Genomic DNA, 17731 nt, shown 5'->3' with positions numbered 1-17731 from the left:
CCTATGACTGTTAAATCTGACGGTGTTGATGTTAAGCAGGCGACTCCTGAGCAACTGGCAACGTATACCAGGGCTGAAGCTGAGATCAATGCCTTTAAGGTTCCTCAGCTCTATGATGCCAAGGATCCAAATGCGCGCGTGTTTGTCGCCTTATTTGACGGTACAGGAAACGATGCAATCAAAGATCCCAAGCACATCACCAATGTGGGTTTGTTGAAAGAACAGGTCGAAAATGCCAGGCTGGAAAACCCCAATGTCGGCTTTTATTACAAGGAAGGTCCAGGTACTCAGGGGGGCTTGAAAGGTACTATTGATGGCGCAACTGGCGGCACCTACCAGGAACGTCTGGAGGAAATGTACCAAAGATTTAATATTCAATCTGCTGCCTGGCTGCAAGAAAATCCAGATGCAAAAATTAGTGTTTTGTCTGTAGGATTTAGTCGTGGTGCAGAACAGGCCGCCGGATTTACCCGTATGGTTGATGAGCGCGGCATACAAAATCCAGAAGCCAGGAACGTAGAGCGTTCCGCTCTGAATTTGGGGTTGGGTTGGGTTGATGATAAAGTCACCTACACAGCACCGCCACTGCAGGAGCCAGGAAAAATTGCGCAAGCATTGGCGATGTATGATCCTGTGGCAACCGGTGCGCCAGAAAGTAAAGACAGAAGACCTGCCACCTCGGTTGTCAGTGGCTTGCAAATCAAGGCCGGTGATGAGCACCGCACCCTGTTCCCTGCAGATAACATCATTGCACAAGGGACTTCAGCAGATGGCCGATTTTTAGGGGTGACAACAGCGGGCTGCCATAGCGATATTGGTGGCGGCTATGAACTCAATGGTTTATCTACGCGTAACTTTAACCTGATGAGTGGCTATCTGAATGCGACTCTGGGTTCTGCCATGATCATGAAACGAGAAGTGCCGGTGGAGCCTGAGATGAGTGTTATTCATGATTCTACACAGCACAAATTCTTTTACCGCCGAGTAGAAGAGCGCGGCATTACGCCTAAACAAGACCCGGATGGAAAGCCTGTTGATCCGGTGGACAAGAAGCTGGCCGAGCAGTTTAGTGGCAGCATCAAACCAATTGCTGCCACCAGACCCGGAGCAGATCTGAATGTCTTGAGTGCCGACGATAGTCCTTCGAATCGCCTGCTGTCCCGTACTTCAGAGCAGGTGAAACAGGTGCAGCCAAAACTGTAAGTCAAGCTTGGCTCTCGGTAATTGGCCGGTGTTACGGTATCAAAGTTCTGACACATGCTCACATATCAAGCTAATACATGGTGATGGAAGCCAGAAAAAAAAAGCGGCTCTGGATTAACAGAGCCGCTTAGTATTCACGCCACCACTACTTCAAGAAGGGATCAATGGCGGAAATGGCGTGTACCGGTATAGACCATCACCACTCCACGTTCATCCGCAGCATCAATCACTTCCTGGTCACGCATGGAACCACCCGGGTGGATCACGCAAGTTGCACCTGCATCTACCACCACATCCAAGCCATCACGGAAGGGGAAGAAGGCGTCTGACGCAACGGCAGAACCAGACAAAGTCAAACCAGCATTTTGCGCTTTGATGGAAGCAATGCGTGCAGAGTCTATGCGGCTCATCTGGCCAGCGCCTACACCCAGTGTCATGCCATTGCCGCAGAAGACGATAGCATTTGATTTCACATACTTGGCCACGCGCCAGGCGAACATCATGTCAGCCATTTGTTGTGGCGTAGGCTGCAATTTCGAGACTACGCGCAGTTCTTCCTGCAAGACATTTTTGGCATCTGGGGCCTGTACCAGCAAGCCACCGCCAACTCGTTTCATGTCGTACTGATTGAAGCCATCACCCAGAGAGATTTCCAGCAAGCGCACATTTTGTTTTGCCGCGAAAATCTGTTTTGCTTCTGCAGTGAACGATGGCGCGATCAACACTTCAACGAATTGCTTGGCGACGATTTCAGCAGCCTTGCCATCAAGTTCGCGGTTGAAGGCGATGATGCCGCCAAACGCAGAAGTCGGGTCAGTCTGCAAAGCCTTGCTATAAGCTTCGAACGGTGTCGCACCCAGGGCCACGCCACAAGGGTTGGCATGTTTGACGATGACGCAGGCAGACTCAGCGAAAGACTTCACGCATTCCCACGCGGCATCGGCATCAGCGATATTGTTGTAAGACAGTTCCTTGCCTTGCAATTGCTTGTAGTTGGCCAGCGAACCTTCGAGAGATTTCAGGTCGCGATAGAAGGCAGCAGACTGATGTGGGTTTTCACCGTAACGCATTTCCTGCACTTTTTCAAAATGCAGGTTCAGGGTTTGCGGATAGGCGCTGCGTGTAGCATGCGCTTTGTCTTCACCCAGGCTGCTCAGGTAGTTGGTGATGGCACCATCGTACTGCGCAGTGTGGGCAAATACTTTTTTTGCCAGCGTGAACTTGGTGTCATAGCTGACGACGTTTTGACTCGCCTTCATCTCTGCCAGCACCACTGCATAATCAGCAGGGTCGACAATGACGGTAACATCTTTATGGTTCTTGGCCGACGAGCGCAACATGGTCGGGCCGCCGATGTCGATATTCTCTATCGCATCTTCGAGCGAGCATTCACCTTTGGCGACAGTTTGCTGGAACGGGTACAGGTTGACCACCACCATGTCTATGGTAGGGATGCCATGCTGTTCCAACGCAGCCACATGTTCAGGGAAATCACGGCGTGCCAGAATGCCGCCATGCACTTTAGGGTGCAGGGTCTTGACACGGCCATCGAGCATCTCAGGGAAGCCGGTGTAGTCCGCCACTTCGGTAACAGGCAGGCCATTGTCAGCCAGCAGTTTGGCAGTGCCACCCGTAGACAAGAGCTTGACACCGAGCGCAGACAATTCACGTGCAAATTCGAGCACACCGGTCTTGTCGGAGACGGAAATGAGGGCTTGTTTGATCATGATTTTTGATTTGAGTAAGGAAATCGGTGTCAAGCCTCGCGGATGGGTTAGAGCAAACCGTGCTGCTGCAATTTCTTGCGCAAGGTATTCCGGTTAATGCCCAACATATCGGCGGCTTGTGACTGGTTGCTCGATGCGCGCGTCATGACCATTTCAAGCATAGGTTTTTCAACGGCTAACACGACCATGTCGTAAATATTGGATGCGGGTTGCTCGCCCAGGTCACGGAAATACTTTTCCAGGTTTTTATGGACGGCGTCTTGAATGCTATCTTTGCTCATGCTGTTTTTATCACTGTTCGGTTATGCCAGGCGGCGGGTAGTCCACGGTTCGTGGACGGCAAGACAATTTATTTTTTGTAAAAGTGCTTTGTCTTATGCTGCCAGTTTTTCTTCAAAGGGGCGGTATTGTAACCGCTCTCCAGCCATGTGATCAAAAAAACTGCTGACGGCGGCAAGTTGTTCATCACAATCCGTCAGTAAGTTCATTTGTTGCCGGAAATCTTCACCACCTACCAGGTCCTGCACATACCAGCCTATATGTTTGCGTGCCGTTCGTACGCCAAGATAGTCACCATAGAACGCATAGTGCGCTTTCAAATGGGCATCCATGAGTTCACGAACTTCAGAAATCAAGGGGGCGGGTAAATGCTCGCCAGTAGTGAGGAAGTGGGCGATCTCGCGAAAGATCCACGGTCGGCCTTGCGCCGCCCGGCCTATCATGATGGCGTCAGCACCGGTGGCCTCCAAGACATATTTGGCTTTTTCCGGTGTCGTGATGTCGCCATTGGCAACTACGGGGATATTGACTGCGGCCTTGACGGCAGCAATGGTGTCATATTCGGCATCACCCTTATAGCCATCGGCACGGGTGCGTCCATGCAGGGTCAGCATTTGTATGCCAGCCGCTTCTGCCATGCGAGCAATGTTAAGGGCATTTTTATTTGCCCTGTCCCAGCCGGTACGAAACTTGAGTGTGACCGGCACATCGACTGCACCGACCACCGCATCCAGTATCTGCCCGACCAGGCTTTCATGCTGCAACAAGGCTGAGCCACACCAGGCATTGCAGACTTTTTTGACCGGGCAACCCATGTTGATATCGATGATTTGTGCACCTTTATCAACATTATGCCTGGCACAATCGGCCAGCATTTGTGGATCAGCACCGGCAATCTGCACAGCCTTGGGTTCCATTTCGCCTTCATGGTTGGTACGGCGCGTGGACTTTTCTGTTTCCCAGAGTTTGGGATTGGATGCCGCCATTTCAGACACGGCATAGCCTGCACCCAGTTCCTTGCACAACTGACGAAAAGGTCTGTCAGTCACGCCAGCCATGGGAGCAACAAAAATATTATTACGCAGCACGTAAGAGCCGATTTGCACGATCAGGGAAGGGGGAAATTCGAAGAAGCGCTATTCTACCTGAATCCTGCCTAAATATTCGGCAAATTCGTTACTACTCGTAAGGAATATTTTTATCTATATGACATGCGCTGACGATAGTAAAAATCTGGCGAAATAGTCAGTTTTTTAGACTTGCATTTCTAAATTACTATAGTAAGCGGGATACCAACCAACACGAGGCGGCATGTGTGTATACTCTTGTAGCAATTTGTCATATTGACTCTGGACAAAGTGTATTCCCATGGCATCGAGTGATCACTCGTCGCCAAGGGAATACATTTTTTATATTAAGGGAGTCGTCGTGAACACGCAAAACAAGGAGGCAGTACCTAGAATTACCATCGTTGGCGGTGGTGCAGGCGGGCTGGAACTGGCAGTTCGTCTGGGCAAGAAGTTAGGCAAGCGCGGCAAGGCCGTGATTACGCTGGTGGATGCCAGCCGTACCCATTTATGGAAACCTTTGTTGCATCAGGTTGCCGCAGGCACTCTCGACAGCCATGCTGACGAGCGCGAATACTTCGCCCTGGCACGTTCCAATCATTTTGATTTTCGTTTGGGTCGCATGGACGGTCTCTCGCGTGACAAGAAGGAAATCTACCTCGCTCCCACTCTGGATGAAAATGGCATAGAGCTGTTGCCGCGCCAAGCCATACCTTACGACAAGCTGGTCATCGCGCTGGGTAGTCAGACCAATGATTTTGGTACTCCCGGTGCGCGTGAAAACTGCATCATGCTGGATTCATTGGCGGCGGCAGAACGGTTCCATCAAAAACTCATTAACTGCTGCCTGCGCGCTCAAACCCAGGCACAGGCTGCGGGTGAGGGGCGTTTTACCGTCACCATCATAGGCGGTGGTGCTACCGGGGTGGAACTGGCGGCTGAACTGCACATGACCACCAAAATCCTGTCCAGCTATGGACTGGTCAACTTCCATCCGGAAAAAGACTTGAAGATCGTCATCGTTGATGCTTCCCCACGTCTGTTGCAAATGCTGCCTGAGCGATTGTCAGAATCCGTTGCCCGTGAATTGCGCAGCATCGCGATCGAAGTGCATACCAATGAAAAAGTCGTTGAAGTATCCAAAGCCGGTGTGGAGATGGCTAGCGGCAAATTCATCCCCAGTGGCATCGTGGTGTGGGCTGCTGGTATCAAGGCCCCTGAGTTTTTAAAAGACCTGGACGGGCTGGAATGTAACCGCATTAACCAACTTGTGGTTAACCGCAACTTGCAAACGACGCGCGACCCCGCCATTTTTGCCCTCGGCGATTGCTGTGCCTGCCCGCAGGGCGAGGGTTTGCCCAATGTTCCGCCGCGCGCCCAGTCTGCTCATCAGCAAGCCAGCACGCTGGCCAAATCACTGGTGCGTCAGTTGCAGGGTAAGGACTTGGTGGAGTTTACCTACAAGGACCATGGTTCTCTGGTGTCACTGGGCAATTACAGCACCGTCGGCAGCCTCATGGGTGCTATCGCCAGTGGCTCGGTCTTTATCGAAGGTACTTTGGCAAAGTGGATGTACTGGTCTTTGCACAAGCATCACCAGGTGGCAGTCAATGGCCTGTTCCATACCTGGTTATCGACCTGGGCAGAGACCATAGACAGGGTGCGCAATCCGCGTATCAAGCTGCATTGAGCTTCACTGAGCTGGTCTGCAGATTGGGCGCCACCCAATCTGTAGCTGTACTTGTGGCTTATTTACTCAGCGGCCATTCTTCACCTGTCGCATGAACACCGCACTATCGGGGCTAAAGAAGGCAGCATTGATCTTGGCGGCAAGTTTATCAAAAGCCCGTTCTGCCATGACCGCATACACCTGGCCTTCAGGCGCATGATGCACGGCATCGCGACTGGATGTTTTGTATTCGACATCGAAGCTATCTGGCGGTTCAACTTCCAGATCAAACTTCCAGCGTTCCCTGGCATTGGGCACTACGATGGCCGCTTTGAAACGCATCACCAGGCCAACAAAAGCATCATCCTGTTTTTCTGAGGTATACACCTTACCGGATGGCTCTATCTGATAGGCGATCAGCAGTTTCGGGACATTATCTTTTGCTGCAGCATTGGCATTGAATGCCAGCACGTCGTTCGGGAAGATGGCGCTGAACGCGCTGCGTATACCGGTAGTAATCCGTGCTTCCCTGGTCGCGGCGCTGTCATCGGCAAAATGTTTGGCGGCCGGGATGATCCTCATGCCGCGTACTTTGTTTTCCTTTAGCTTGAGGAAGGCATCAAGCTGGCTCAAATCACTCACCGTTGGGCGGGCGAAGCTGATGGCCACGTTGGGGTTATCATGTTCTTCTGCAAATTTCAGTAATTGCTCCATGGACTTGATCAAGCCCGTATCTGAATTGACTGCCTGGGCTTTGAATTTTTGCAGCGAGCGGTCATACAGCAAATGAATCTCTTCGGCTACTTCAGGCAAAATATCTGATTGTGGGAAACGTGTTTTCAGATTGCGCAGCAGCGTGACGGAATTCTTTTTCAAGGTTTCATTGAAAACCACACGGGGCAATTCTGCCTGCATCTCGGCCACTCTGAACTTGCCGTTGGCGATATAGCCAAGATAGGCACTTTCCGTTTTTTGTTGTTTCGCATTCAAGTACATTTTTTTGTCCGATGCAGCATTCCTGCCATACCAGAATAATGCAGCAATGACGATGGCCACGATAAGCAGTGGCGTTTTCAGATAATGCAAAAGACCGACCAACTTTTTTGCCACGCCGGAAGTGTCAAGAGCCTCTTTCCACTTGTTCTTGCGTATATCCAGGAAGGGGTCAAAGCCATACAGGCTGGCGATATCACGGTTATGAAAGGCAGCACGAGCCTTGCTTTGGTAGCTATTGAATTTTTCCAGTGCGATTTCGGCCTGGTTCAGATTATTGATGACCAGACTCTTGCTTGTCCCATCGTTGAAATTGAAGGAAAAAACAGTTTTGTTGTAGCGACCATTGGTTTCATGATGTGTGGCATCCAGCTTGCGCAATTGCGCCAGGTCATGTACTGCTATCTTGTTACTGCGTATATCTACCAGCGCCAATGGGAACAGGTAGCGGCCGGGCAGGAAGCGAAACTTGGCACTCAATTGCATGCGCTGCCATATCGCATGGCCTGCATATACCATACCAAAAAACAGGATCGCATACCAGGCTACCATGCCAGTGTCAGCCCAGGAAGTGTCTTTCACCGGGTCGCCAAAGTCGGCCTCTGCCGCCAGATAAATGAAGAAAGCACATGCCAGTATCATCGCAGCATGTATCACATACCATTTCAGATTGGACATGACCTGCCCATGCACGAGATAATCCGGGCTTCTGACTGACCTTGCCAAGTGCTTCTTGACGTTGCGGGGCAGCGCATCATAATCGAATTGATAGAAGATTCGCACTAGGACTTTCCTTCGACTTAAAATGGCAGATCAGTAAAACTGGCACACAGCTTGCGTAACAGTAAACAATAAAAAGCTAAAGTTGGCAGTATCGCCATTTAACCAGGCCCGGTCAATTCACTTGTCGCTTTCTGGGTGGTCATGCACAAAACTATTTTATATCCCGCCCACTCATCAGAAATTTTCCGCCATTTATCGGCAAGGATGCGGCGGTGATCGCAAAGCAAAGGAAATCAAATTTGTTCATACGTATATTGCATCACATTCACAACCCGTATGGAGAACAGATGATGAAACACTGGAAAATTCTGGCAGCAGCGCCTTTGATTGCTTTTGCCATGAATACCTCATTTGCAGATGGCATTAAAACGGGCGCCCCCAGTGGCTGGCAGGCATGGGGGCCTTTGGGTGATAAGTATGGGATGGGTATCGACCCAGCAGAAAGCACGCCTGAGTACCCGGCACTTGTCATTTTCAGCAAGGATACTGCGACCAGTGAGACAGTCACGCTGATGCAGCAGATTGATGCCAGAGAGTATGAGGGCAGTATCATCGAGTTCAGTATGATGGTCAAGGCAGTAGGGGCAGAGAAAAGCAGGGTATGGCTGCGTCATATGAAGTCGGCAGATTTTAGCGGTATCCAGGCACGCAGTATCCCGAGTGGCAAAGACTGGGAAAGAATTGTCGTGACCAGTCATTTCCCCAAAGATTTGCCTGCTACTTTAAAGCACTTCGATATAGGTATTTCACTCGCCTCTAAGGGCAAGATCTGGGTCAGGGACATCAAACTGGAGCGCAAGCCTTATGTCGCAATGTCCAACCCGGTTGAGCTACCCAGCTTTCGCGCTGGCTTGCCCACTTATCCTGCGCGCAATTTGAACTTTACCGAATAAGACTGACAGGTGTCGTCTTATTTCGCAAACCATATCAATACCGGAGCAGACATGAAACACTGGAAAATTTTAATCGCCGCACCCCTCGCCGCATTTGCCGTCAACTTTTCTTTTGCTGGCGCAGTCAATAGCGGTGTACCCAAGGGCTGGACCGCGAACGGCGCACTTGCCACGCATTATGAAAGTGGTCTGGATGCATCACAAGGCAGTAAAGAGCAGCCCGCCTTCTTCATGGCCGCAAAAGAGGGAATGACTAATGATGATTTTGCCGCCATCACACAAGTGGTGGATGCTAGCGCCTATCGTGGAAAAACCATGCACTTTACTGCATCGGCACGACATATGGGCGAACTCGGTGGCTATGAATTCTGGATCAGGACCATAGACGACAAGGGAGGTATCTCAATTTCTTCATCCTGGGCACGCAAGAGTGATACCTGGGAGGCGATCAGGGTCAGATTGCTGGTGCCAGCCAATGCAACCAAGCTGGAACTGGGTGTAGCACTCAAAGATAAGGGAAAATTATTCGTCAAGGGTATGAACTTCAGTGATGTTCAAGCGAGCACACCTGCTCCTGAGAGTAAACCTCACATTGCCAATAAAATCACCATGGGGCCAGTGGCGACTACAATACAAAACCTGAATTTCTCTGAGTAGATCACGAACCGATGCGCAAAGATTTGACGATATCGCACGAGCTTAACGACAGCAAGGCCAGTATCTCCTGGCCGCTCTTACCCATGCTTGCTGTACTGGGTTTGCTGGGTTATGCCCGCATTGCCAGCGCAGGTTCGGCCTGGCTGGCAGATAGCCTGGCGATTTTGCTGGCTTATACGCTGGCACAAACTGGCTTGTGCCTGTCACAAAAAACGGCGTGGCTCAAATATGCCAGCCAGCGCTGGTTCGTGCTGGCGGTTTTCATGTTGCTGGCTCTCCTGGCAGGTATCTGGGTAGAGACTGTGTTCTGGCCGCCATTGACGGCCAGTCACGCAGCCTGGATATTGCCAGCAGTGCTCATCGTATTCATCTTTGCAACCATATTACCCGCGGCCATAGACCTGGAAATCACGCACCGCACCCAGGCCAGCCTGGCGGCAGAAGCCAGCAAGCACAATTTGGAAAGACAAGTGCTGGAAGCCAGGCTGGCTGCCTTGCAGGGCCAGATAGAGCCACATTTTTTATTCAATACGCTCGCTAATGCACGTGCCCTGATACACCAGGATGCTGCAAGGGCGGAGCAAATGCTGAATCACCTGATTGCCTACCTGCGTGCTGCCATGCCCGACATGCGTCAGAGTAGCACCACATTGGGACAGGAGTTGGACAGGGCCGCTGCCTATCTGAAAATCTTTCAGATACGCCTGGGCACACGCTTTCAGTACGCGGTCCAGGCATCAGATGAATTGCGCGCCTGCCTGATTCCCCCACTGGCCATCATGAGTCTGGTAGAAAATGCCATCAAGCATGGTGTAGAACCTCAGCCGGGTGAGGCGCGCATAGACATCCGTGCCAGTAGCGAAGCCGGGAAATTGCTGATCACAGTCAGCGATAATGGCCGTGGTTTTCAGGATGAACTGGGTAGCGGTGTTGGCTTGCTGAATGTGCAGGAAAGGTTATTGGCCTTGTTCGGTGAGCAGGCAGAACTGCAATTGCAGCCAGGTGAAAAGGGCGGCGTGTGCGCCAGCATATCTCTGCCAGCCAGGACAAGTGAGCTGGCATGAACATCATCAATCCCAAAGCCCTGATCGCAGAAGACGAAGCAATACTGCGCCAGGAATTGCAAGACGCCTTGGTACAGCTATGGCCAGAACTGGACATCATCGCCAGTGTTGATGACGGCATCAAGGCTATGCAAACCATTACCGATCTGCGCCCCGACATCGCCTTTCTGGATGTGCGCATGCCCGGCCTGAGCGGTATAGATGTGGCTCGCCTTGCCCAGCATCCTTGTCACATCGTTTTTCTGACTGCACATAATGACTATGCCGTTGATGCCTTCGACCAGGGCGCGGTTGATTATTTGCTCAAGCCGCTCGACATGGGCCGGCTGGCACTGGCCGTGCAAAGACTGAGGCAACGTCTGTCACAACAACCGGCTGACCTGTCAGCCCTGCAAGTCAAAAAACCGCAAGAGCCACTACGCTGGATACAGGCATCGGTGGGCAACCAGATACGCTTCATCAATGTCAGCGATGTAGTATGCTTCCGTGCAGATTCCAAATACACCAAAGTCATCACTGCCAAACTCGAAGCCTATATCCGCACCACCATCAAAGACCTGGCAGCACAACTTGATGCCGATAAATTTTGGCAAATATCACGCAGCAATATCGTCAATGTGGCAGCGATAGACGCGGTGCAAAGAAGTGACGGCGGGCTGGCTTTGCGTTTGCAGAAAGAGGATGAATGGCTGGCAGTGTCACAGGCTTTTCAGCACCAGTTCAGGCAGATGTAAGTTCGATAGTCGTCAATTGAGGCAAGCATTTTTGCAAAAAACAGGATTGTCTATTTTTCTCAGCGTCTTAATGCTTGTCCGTAGCAGTCTGATTTATCTCATCCAGCCCATCAGCATCCAGATGCGCAATATCACCCCATTGCACCAGCTTGATTTCTTTGCCCATCACTTCAAATCGGTTGATGCTGGCGTTATAGATCGTTACTTCGCGTGGTGCGTTCAGTGGTAAATTCTTGGCGGCACGGTAGGCGCATTCGAGTACGCCACCGTGGGCGACGAGGGCGATTTTTTTGCCTTCAAATTGTTTGGCATAGTGAAATACGTGTTCCATCACGCGCTTGTGGAACTGGCGTATGGTTTCGCCTTCGTTTTCGCCTGGCGGGAATTGCGCATCCGGTTCATGTGCTTGCCAGGCGTTGTATTCCTTGCGGTACAGGCTGGGCAGCTCGCTATACAGCTTGCCTTCAAAACCGCCAAAGCAGCGTTCACGCAAGCCCTTGTCTATGCGGGTGCTGACGCCTTGCAGGCGGGCGATTTCACCGGCGGTTTGCACGGCACGCTGCAAGTCGCTGGAGACTATCGCGTGCAGCTTTTCATTTTGCAAGGCCCAGGCCAGCGCCTTGGCCTGGCGCGTGCCTTCGGCATTCAGGGGGATGTCGAGATGGCCTTGCAAACGGCGCTCTGCATTCCAGGCGGTTTCGCCGTGGCGTATCAATAAAATTTCTGTGGGTTTCATTTGTTTATTTTGTTCTTATTTTGTTTTTAGCCAGAAAGTGACCGGGCCATCATTGGTCAGAGACACTTTCATGTCGGCACCAAAGCTGCCGGTTTCTACCTGCGCATGTTTGTTGCGCGCCTGGGCGACAAAGTAATCGAATAATTGCCTGCCCAGTTCTGGTGGCGCCGCTGGTGTAAAAGACGGGCGCGTGCCGGAATTGGTATCGGCCGCCAGTGTGAATTGCGGCACCAGCAGCAAGCCGCCTTGTACGTCGGTGACACTGCGGTTCATCTTGCCAGCGTCATCAGAGAATACGCGGTAAGCGAGTAATTTTTTTAGCAGATCATCAGCCTGTTTTTCAGTGTCTTCGCGTTCGGCGCAGACCAGTACCATCAGGCCGGCATTGATGGCGCCTATGGTGTTGCCGTCGACGACGACTTTAGCTTCGGTGACTCTTTGTAATAGGGCGATCATGGGGAAAGTGTTTGGTTTGTTGCTTTTGGAGGAGGCGAAGATAGGGTGGGCGAAATCTCGTAGCTTGGGCAGGGTCTCGTAGGTTGGGCTGCGGTTTACCAGCCCAACACTTAGCCTCAGAAAACGTATACGTTATTTAAACGCCCAGGTTTGGGCTGATGAAGTGTAGCCCAGCGGGGCCCGGCCCAACCTACACACATATCATCAAGCCGTCAATGTCACCTTCGCAAACTTGCGCTTACCTACTTGCAGCACGAAAGTGCCTGCTTCAACCCTGAGGCCTTTATCGCTTATGACGACAGAGTCAATTTTCACACCACCCTGTTCCACCATGCGCATACCTTCACCTGTCGATGCACACAAATTGGTCTGTTTCAGCAATTGCCCAATGCTCAAAGGTGCCCCTGCCAAACTGACTTCTGGCACAACATCAGGAATCTCGCCATTTGCACGTTTTACAAAGTCAACCAGCGCATCTTCTGCCGCCTGCCTGTCATGGAAGCGCGTCACGATTTCCTGCGCAATCGCTACCTTGATATCACGCGGGTTCTGGCCTTCTGCCACGGCTTTTTTGTAAGCAGCGATCTGCTCCAGTGAACAGAAAGACAGCAGCTCGTAATAACGCCACATCATGGTGTCAGAAATACTCATGATCTTGGCGAACATGGTATTGGCTGGCTCCGTGATGGCGATATAGTTGTTCTTGGACTTGGACATTTTTTCGACGCCGTCCAGGCCTTCAAGCAAAGGCATGGTCAAAATACATTGTGGCTCTTGTCCATAATCTTTTTGCAGTTCACGACCAACCAGGAGGTTGAATTTCTGGTCAGTGCCCCCAAGTTCCAGATCAGATTTCAGGGCGACTGAATCATAACCCTGCATCAGCGGGTACAAGAATTCATGCACGGAAATCGGTGTGCCCGCCTTGAAGCGCTTGGTGAAGTCATCGCGTTCCATCATGCGGGCCACAGTGTATTTGGACGACAGTTGTATCATGCCGCGTGCGCCGAGTGGGTCTGACCATTCAGAGTTATAGCGTATCTCGGTTTTGCTGGCGTCCAGCACCAACGCGGCCTGCTTGAAGTAAGTCTGGGCGTTGTCTTCGATTTGTTCGCGCGTCAGCGGCGGGCGGGTGGCATTGCGGCCAGACGGGTCACCGATCATGGAGGTGAAATCGCCGATCAAAAAGATCACGGTATGGCCCAGATCTTGCAATTGACGCATCTTGTTGAGCACAACCGTGTGGCCCAGGTGCAAATCTGGTGCAGTCGGGTCCAGGCCCAGCTTGATGCGCAGGGGTTTGCCAGTTTGTTCGCTACGTGCCAGTTTTTGGGCAAATTCGGATTCGATGAGCAGTTCATCAACACCGCGCTTTGCTACTGCCAGTGCATGTTGCACTGCATCAGACAAGGGCAGGATTTTGCTGGCGGTAGCGGAGTTTTCAGAGGAGCTGGAATTATGTTCAGAAGTCATCTTTAATATAGATCAATTTTTTTGTAACACCGCTGGTCGAATTCTTAAACTGAATCCATAATCAGCGTTTGCCAAATTCTGGGTGTTGGTTAATTTGCAGGGATTATCGCTTAAACCGGATGTCAGCAATTTACTTGCTTGTTACCTGGTTTTATAATCCCGAACTTAGTGTTGCAGTCTTGATACCATGCATATTTTATGTGCAAGTCCATCTCACTGCAACGATCTCGAATTTTCGATAAAAACAGTCAATTTTAACTTATTGCATGCGTCCAACAGATAAATTACTTCGATTAGTCTCTGGTGGCAGACTGTTGTTTGGCACCACACGCGCTTCGCGCATTGTTTCCGTCTCCGCACTTTTCTTTGCTGTTTGCGCATTTGGCGCAGTTGGTGTTGCTCCTTTGGCACCAGACGCATCTGATCTGCCAATCAAGCGTATCAAAGAAGAACTCAGCCTGCCTTCACTGGATGAACAGGTCGCCGCACTTGAGGCGACTGAGCAGCAATTCATTCGCGAAGCCACCTTCAAGAGCAGTGAGCAATTGGCAACGTTCTTGCAGCGCATAGGTGTGGATGACGACGAAGCGGCACAGTTCATCAAATCAGACAATATTGCACGCGGTATCCTGCAATTCAGGGCTGATAAAACCGTGGCGGTTAAAACGGATGAAGATGGCGAACTCCTGTGGTTGCAAACAACTGTCTCCGATGGCCCGGACAAACCGGTCAGAAACATCGTCATCAGCCGTGATAATAATGGCAAACTGACCTCGTCCGATATCACTGCCAAGCTAGAAAGACGTGTGGAAATGGCAACAGCCTATATCCGCACTGCCTTCTATCCTGCTGCTGATGATGCCCTGATCCCGCTTAACGTTACAGAACAGGTGAAGACCATGTTCGAGACCAATGTTGATTATCAGCGTCTGCAAAAGGGCGATTATTTCAATATTGTCTATGAAAGTTTCTGGCAAAACGGCGAACGGGTCCGCACTGGCCGAGTGCTGGCGGGTGAATTTAGTAATTCTGGCAAGCTGTATCAGGCTGCCTGGTTTGAAGAAACGGGTGGTAAGGGCGGTTATTACACCTTTGACGGCAAGTCTTTGAAAAAGGCCTTCCTGAGATCGCCGATAGAATTTACTCGTATATCTTCCGGCTTCTCCATGCGAGTGCACCCAATTTCTGGTCAATGGAAAGCACATAAGGGCGTCGACTTTGCTGCTGCAACCGGGACACCGATACGCGCTGCTGCTGATGGTGTGATTGAGTCGGTCGGGCCGAGTGGTGGTTATGGCAATCTGGTTGTCATCAAACACTGGAATGGTTACAGCACTGCCTATGCACACATGAGTCGCTTTGCAACTGGTGTACATAAGGGCATGAAAGTCAGTCAGAGTGATGTGATTGGCTATGTTGGCTCTACTGGCTGGTCTACTGGTCCGCATCTGCATTATGAGTTCCGCGTCAATAATGAAGCCCGTGACCCCATGACTGTTAACATGACAGAAGCTGCACCGTTGGCGACTGCTGAAATGGCCCGTTTCAAGGGGTTTGCAGGTGACATGAACCATAGATTCAATCTGCTGCATCCAGAACGCATGGCCGAAGTCATGCGCCTGGCCAAGCGTTCCTGATCAGAGGCGCTTGAACACGACGTCTTTCTTCATACGCAAGGCAGAGGCAAGCGATGCCTCTGTCCTGACCGTTTTGATACTGCAAGTCTGGCTTGATACCTATGTTAAACAGGGTATCAGTCAAACCATTGCTGACTATGTCCTGTCTCAACTGACAACGGCACGCACGGCAAGCTATCTCGCTCAAACCAATACCCATATCCTGTTGGCAGAAAGCAATGGGCATCTGGTCGGTTATTGTCAAACCTCGAATGGCAAGCGCCATGCCCAGGTCAGTGCCGAGCATCAGGCTGAACTCGATCATCTCTATATACACCCTGCATTTTTTGGTCGTGGCATAGCGCGTCAGTTGCTGACTGAGGCTGAAGCACATCTGCGTGAGCAGGGTGTGCAACAAGTCTGGCTGACCACCTGGGTAGGTAATGACAGGGCGCGGCAATTTTATCCACTTGCCGGTTATGCTGACATAGGTGAGACCATCTTCCGCATGGAATCTGAAGACATCGCGAATAGAATTTTCTGCAAGTCACTGTAATGCCGGGCCGACTCTTCTATACTCTTGCTCATTAAGGTTGATTAGGTATCAGCATGAGTATGCAACATGGCAACAACAATTCAACATCTATATATATAGGCCTGATGTCAGGCACCAGCCTCGATGGGGTCGACGGTGTCATGGTGCGTTTGCCTGGCCCCAAGGAGGAAGCGGGCGCTCGCATGCATATCCTGGCTACTGCTTATATCCCCTTTGATGCAGAACTACGCCAGCAAGCCATGCGCTTGCAGCACGCCAGTGAGAATGAATTGCATCAGGAAGCGCTGCTGGCAAATGCCCTGGTCAAAACGTATGCCGCGTGCGTAAAAAAACTGCAAGCACTGGCAGAAGGGCAAGTCGTGCAGGCTATAGGCGTGCATGGGCAAACCATCAGGCACAGACCGGAACTGGGTTATACCCGTCAGACCAATAATCCCTCCTTGCTGGCAGAGTTGACTGGCATCGACGTCATCGCCGACTTCCGCGGTCGGGATGTCGCCGCTGGTGGCCAGGGTGCACCTTTGGTACCAGCCTTTCATCGCGCCGTATTTGGATGCGCAGGTGTTTCCAGTGTCGTTGCCAATATCGGCGGCATCAGCAATATCAGCATCCTCGCGGCTGATGGCAGCACCCGTGGTTTTGATACTGGTCCTGGCAATGTCTTGATGGACGCCTGGATCCAGCAACATCAGGGCAAGACCTATGATGCCAATGGCGACTGGGCTGTGCAGGGCAATGTCATCCCCGCCTTGTTGGCTAGTTTGATGGATGAGGCTTATCTGCACATGTCGCCACCCAAAAGCACGGGTCGTGATCTGTTTCATCTGGCATGGTTGCAGAGCAAGCTACTGGGTTTTGAGGCAAGCAGGCCCGTCGATGTGCAGGCAACCTTGTGCGAATTCACCGCGCTGACGCTGGCAAATGATATTGCCCGTCATGCACCAGATGTCGCTCATGTGTATGTCTGTGGTGGCGGTGCATACAATCACCAGCTCATGCAACGCTTGCAGGTTTTATTGTCTGCCCAGTCTTGCAAGGCCATGGTGAATAGTACTGCTATCTTGGGTGTTGCTCCTGAACAGGTAGAGGCCCTCGCATTTGCCTGGCTGGCGCAAAGATTTTGCCTTCGCCTGCCGGGCAACCTGGCCGATGTAACCGGCGCAGCAGGCGGGCGTATTCTCGGCGCGCTATACCCTGCCTGACGATGGGTGTATTGCGGTAGCAAAGTTAAGTCCCAGTCCTGGTTGTGTCCGCCCCTCTCTATATATAGGAGCAAGAAAACCACTCGGTGCGCGCAGCGCACTCAGTGGTTTTGCCTTTCTACAAACGCACTAAATACTTACCGATAAAGCCTTGCGAAGAAGGGCAGTAGTTTGCTATAGTTCGCCTCCCGCTGAGAAGCGGGCGAGAAGAGAAGCAAAAGAAGCAAAGCTAGTGAAATGAGCGATCGAAGAGATTGCGGAATAAATTAGCAGCTGTGGGCACGCAACAACGGTTTTGCCAGCTTGAAAGAGCGAAACAAAACGAAGTGAGTTGCAAGTGTTGACAGCGACAAAGAAGTGCTTCATAATCTCGTTTCTCTGCTGCTAACGCACACAACGCTGCGACGCAAAACTGGATGAATAAGTAGTCCGGTCGAGTAGAAAAGATTTCAGTTCTTTAACAATTAACAGTCAATAAATGTGGGCACTTGGTGAAGCGCACCAATTCACTTCGGTGAGTTGGAAATGCTTAAATAATATAGCAAGTGTTCACAAGAAGTATAAAGCAAGACGGTTTTTTAGAAATAAGAAACTGAACTGTCAGTATTTTGAGTGAGCGATGT

At 51.2% G+C, this 17731-nt stretch carries 16 protein-coding genes; 9 read left to right on the top strand and 7 right to left on the bottom strand.

Annotated features, from left to right (window positions below; translation table 11 throughout):
- Positions 1 to 3: 3 nt before the first annotated feature.
- Positions 4 to 1203, top strand: a complete 1200-nt coding sequence (locus tag Q8K39_RS09130; protein WP_305259592.1) for a phospholipase effector Tle1 domain-containing protein — start codon at positions 4 to 6, stop codon at positions 1201 to 1203.
- Between the two features lie 161 nt (positions 1204 to 1364).
- On the opposite strand, the gene purH is transcribed toward Q8K39_RS09130, so the two are convergent.
- The 3 genes from purH to dusB form a co-directional block, all read right to left on the bottom strand.
- Positions 1365 to 2930 carry a bifunctional phosphoribosylaminoimidazolecarboxamide formyltransferase/IMP cyclohydrolase gene (purH, locus tag Q8K39_RS09125; RefSeq protein ID WP_305259590.1) on the bottom strand — a complete coding sequence of 522 codons (1566 nt, stop codon included), beginning with the start codon at positions 2928 to 2930 and terminating at the stop codon, positions 1365 to 1367.
- Positions 2931 to 2977: 47 nt separating this feature from the next.
- A complete protein-coding gene (locus Q8K39_RS09120; protein WP_110258221.1) occupies positions 2978 to 3211 on the bottom strand; it encodes a helix-turn-helix domain-containing protein in 234 nt (77 codons plus the stop codon).
- A 93-nt stretch (positions 3212 to 3304) separates the two neighbouring features.
- On the bottom strand, positions 3305 to 4315 hold the full coding sequence (gene dusB / locus Q8K39_RS09115; RefSeq protein WP_186956374.1) for a tRNA dihydrouridine synthase DusB: 1011 nt from the start codon (positions 4313 to 4315) through the stop codon (positions 3305 to 3307).
- Between the two features lie 322 nt (positions 4316 to 4637).
- Here dusB and Q8K39_RS09110 point away from each other — a divergent pair, with 322 nt between their 5' ends.
- Positions 4638 to 5966 (top strand): NAD(P)/FAD-dependent oxidoreductase, encoded by a 1329-nt coding sequence (locus Q8K39_RS09110; RefSeq protein WP_305259586.1) that lies wholly within the window; start codon positions 4638 to 4640, stop codon positions 5964 to 5966.
- Positions 5967 to 6032: 66 nt separating this feature from the next.
- Here Q8K39_RS09110 and Q8K39_RS09105 read toward each other — a convergent pair whose 3' ends face one another.
- Positions 6033 to 7616 carry a hypothetical protein gene (locus tag Q8K39_RS09105; RefSeq protein ID WP_305259585.1) on the bottom strand — a complete coding sequence of 528 codons (1584 nt, stop codon included), beginning with the start codon at positions 7614 to 7616 and terminating at the stop codon, positions 6033 to 6035.
- Between the two features lie 392 nt (positions 7617 to 8008).
- On the opposite strand from Q8K39_RS09105, the gene Q8K39_RS09100 reads away from it, so the two are divergent.
- The 4 genes from Q8K39_RS09100 to Q8K39_RS09085 are packed head-to-tail and all read left to right on the top strand — an operon-like array spanning position 8009 to position 11069.
- Positions 8009 to 8614, top strand: a complete 606-nt coding sequence (locus Q8K39_RS09100) for a hypothetical protein (RefSeq protein ID WP_305259583.1) — start codon at positions 8009 to 8011, stop codon at positions 8612 to 8614.
- 51 nt (positions 8615 to 8665) lie between these two features.
- Positions 8666 to 9271, top strand: coding sequence for a hypothetical protein (locus Q8K39_RS09095; RefSeq protein WP_305259582.1), 606 nt, complete (start codon positions 8666 to 8668; stop codon positions 9269 to 9271).
- 11 nt (positions 9272 to 9282) lie between these two features.
- A complete protein-coding gene (locus Q8K39_RS09090; RefSeq protein WP_305259580.1) occupies positions 9283 to 10335 on the top strand; it encodes a sensor histidine kinase in 1053 nt (350 codons plus the stop codon).
- Positions 10332 to 11069: a LytTR family DNA-binding domain-containing protein gene (locus Q8K39_RS09085; RefSeq protein WP_305259577.1), complete on the top strand. Its 738-nt coding sequence runs from the start codon at positions 10332 to 10334 to the stop codon at positions 11067 to 11069. The genes Q8K39_RS09090 and Q8K39_RS09085 overlap by 4 nt, the downstream gene beginning before the upstream one ends.
- A gap of 67 nt (positions 11070 to 11136) precedes the next feature.
- Here Q8K39_RS09085 and Q8K39_RS09080 read toward each other — a convergent pair whose 3' ends face one another.
- The 3 genes from Q8K39_RS09080 to tyrS form a co-directional block, all read right to left on the bottom strand.
- Positions 11137 to 11805 (bottom strand): histidine phosphatase family protein, encoded by a 669-nt coding sequence (locus Q8K39_RS09080; protein WP_305259576.1) that lies wholly within the window; start codon positions 11803 to 11805, stop codon positions 11137 to 11139.
- 15 nt (positions 11806 to 11820) lie between these two features.
- Entirely contained in the window at positions 11821 to 12261 is a 441-nt protein-coding gene (dtd, locus tag Q8K39_RS09075) for a D-aminoacyl-tRNA deacylase (RefSeq protein ID WP_305259574.1), read from the bottom strand.
- Positions 12262 to 12465: 204 nt separating this feature from the next.
- Entirely contained in the window at positions 12466 to 13734 is a 1269-nt protein-coding gene (gene tyrS / locus Q8K39_RS09070) for a tyrosine--tRNA ligase (protein ID WP_305259572.1), read from the bottom strand.
- Positions 13735 to 14048: 314 nt separating this feature from the next.
- On the opposite strand from tyrS, the gene Q8K39_RS09065 reads away from it, so the two are divergent.
- From Q8K39_RS09065 to Q8K39_RS09055, 3 genes are read left to right on the top strand one after another with little or no spacing between them, the layout of a single operon-like run.
- A complete protein-coding gene (locus tag Q8K39_RS09065; protein WP_370868585.1) occupies positions 14049 to 15371 on the top strand; it encodes a peptidoglycan DD-metalloendopeptidase family protein in 1323 nt (440 codons plus the stop codon).
- Positions 15372 to 15381: 10 nt separating this feature from the next.
- Positions 15382 to 15906: a GNAT family N-acetyltransferase gene (locus Q8K39_RS09060; protein WP_305259568.1), complete on the top strand. Its 525-nt coding sequence runs from the start codon at positions 15382 to 15384 to the stop codon at positions 15904 to 15906.
- Between the two features lie 53 nt (positions 15907 to 15959).
- Positions 15960 to 17108 (top strand): anhydro-N-acetylmuramic acid kinase, encoded by a 1149-nt coding sequence (locus Q8K39_RS09055; protein ID WP_305259566.1) that lies wholly within the window; start codon positions 15960 to 15962, stop codon positions 17106 to 17108.
- Positions 17109 to 17731: the final 623 nt, after the last annotated feature.

This window comes from Undibacterium sp. (assembly GCF_030683615.1).
GTDB lineage: Bacteria > Pseudomonadota > Gammaproteobacteria > Burkholderiales > Burkholderiaceae_D > Undibacterium > Undibacterium umbellatum.
The sequence above is the reverse complement of the archived record's forward strand: the minus strand, read 5'-3'. Positions and strand labels throughout refer to the sequence as shown.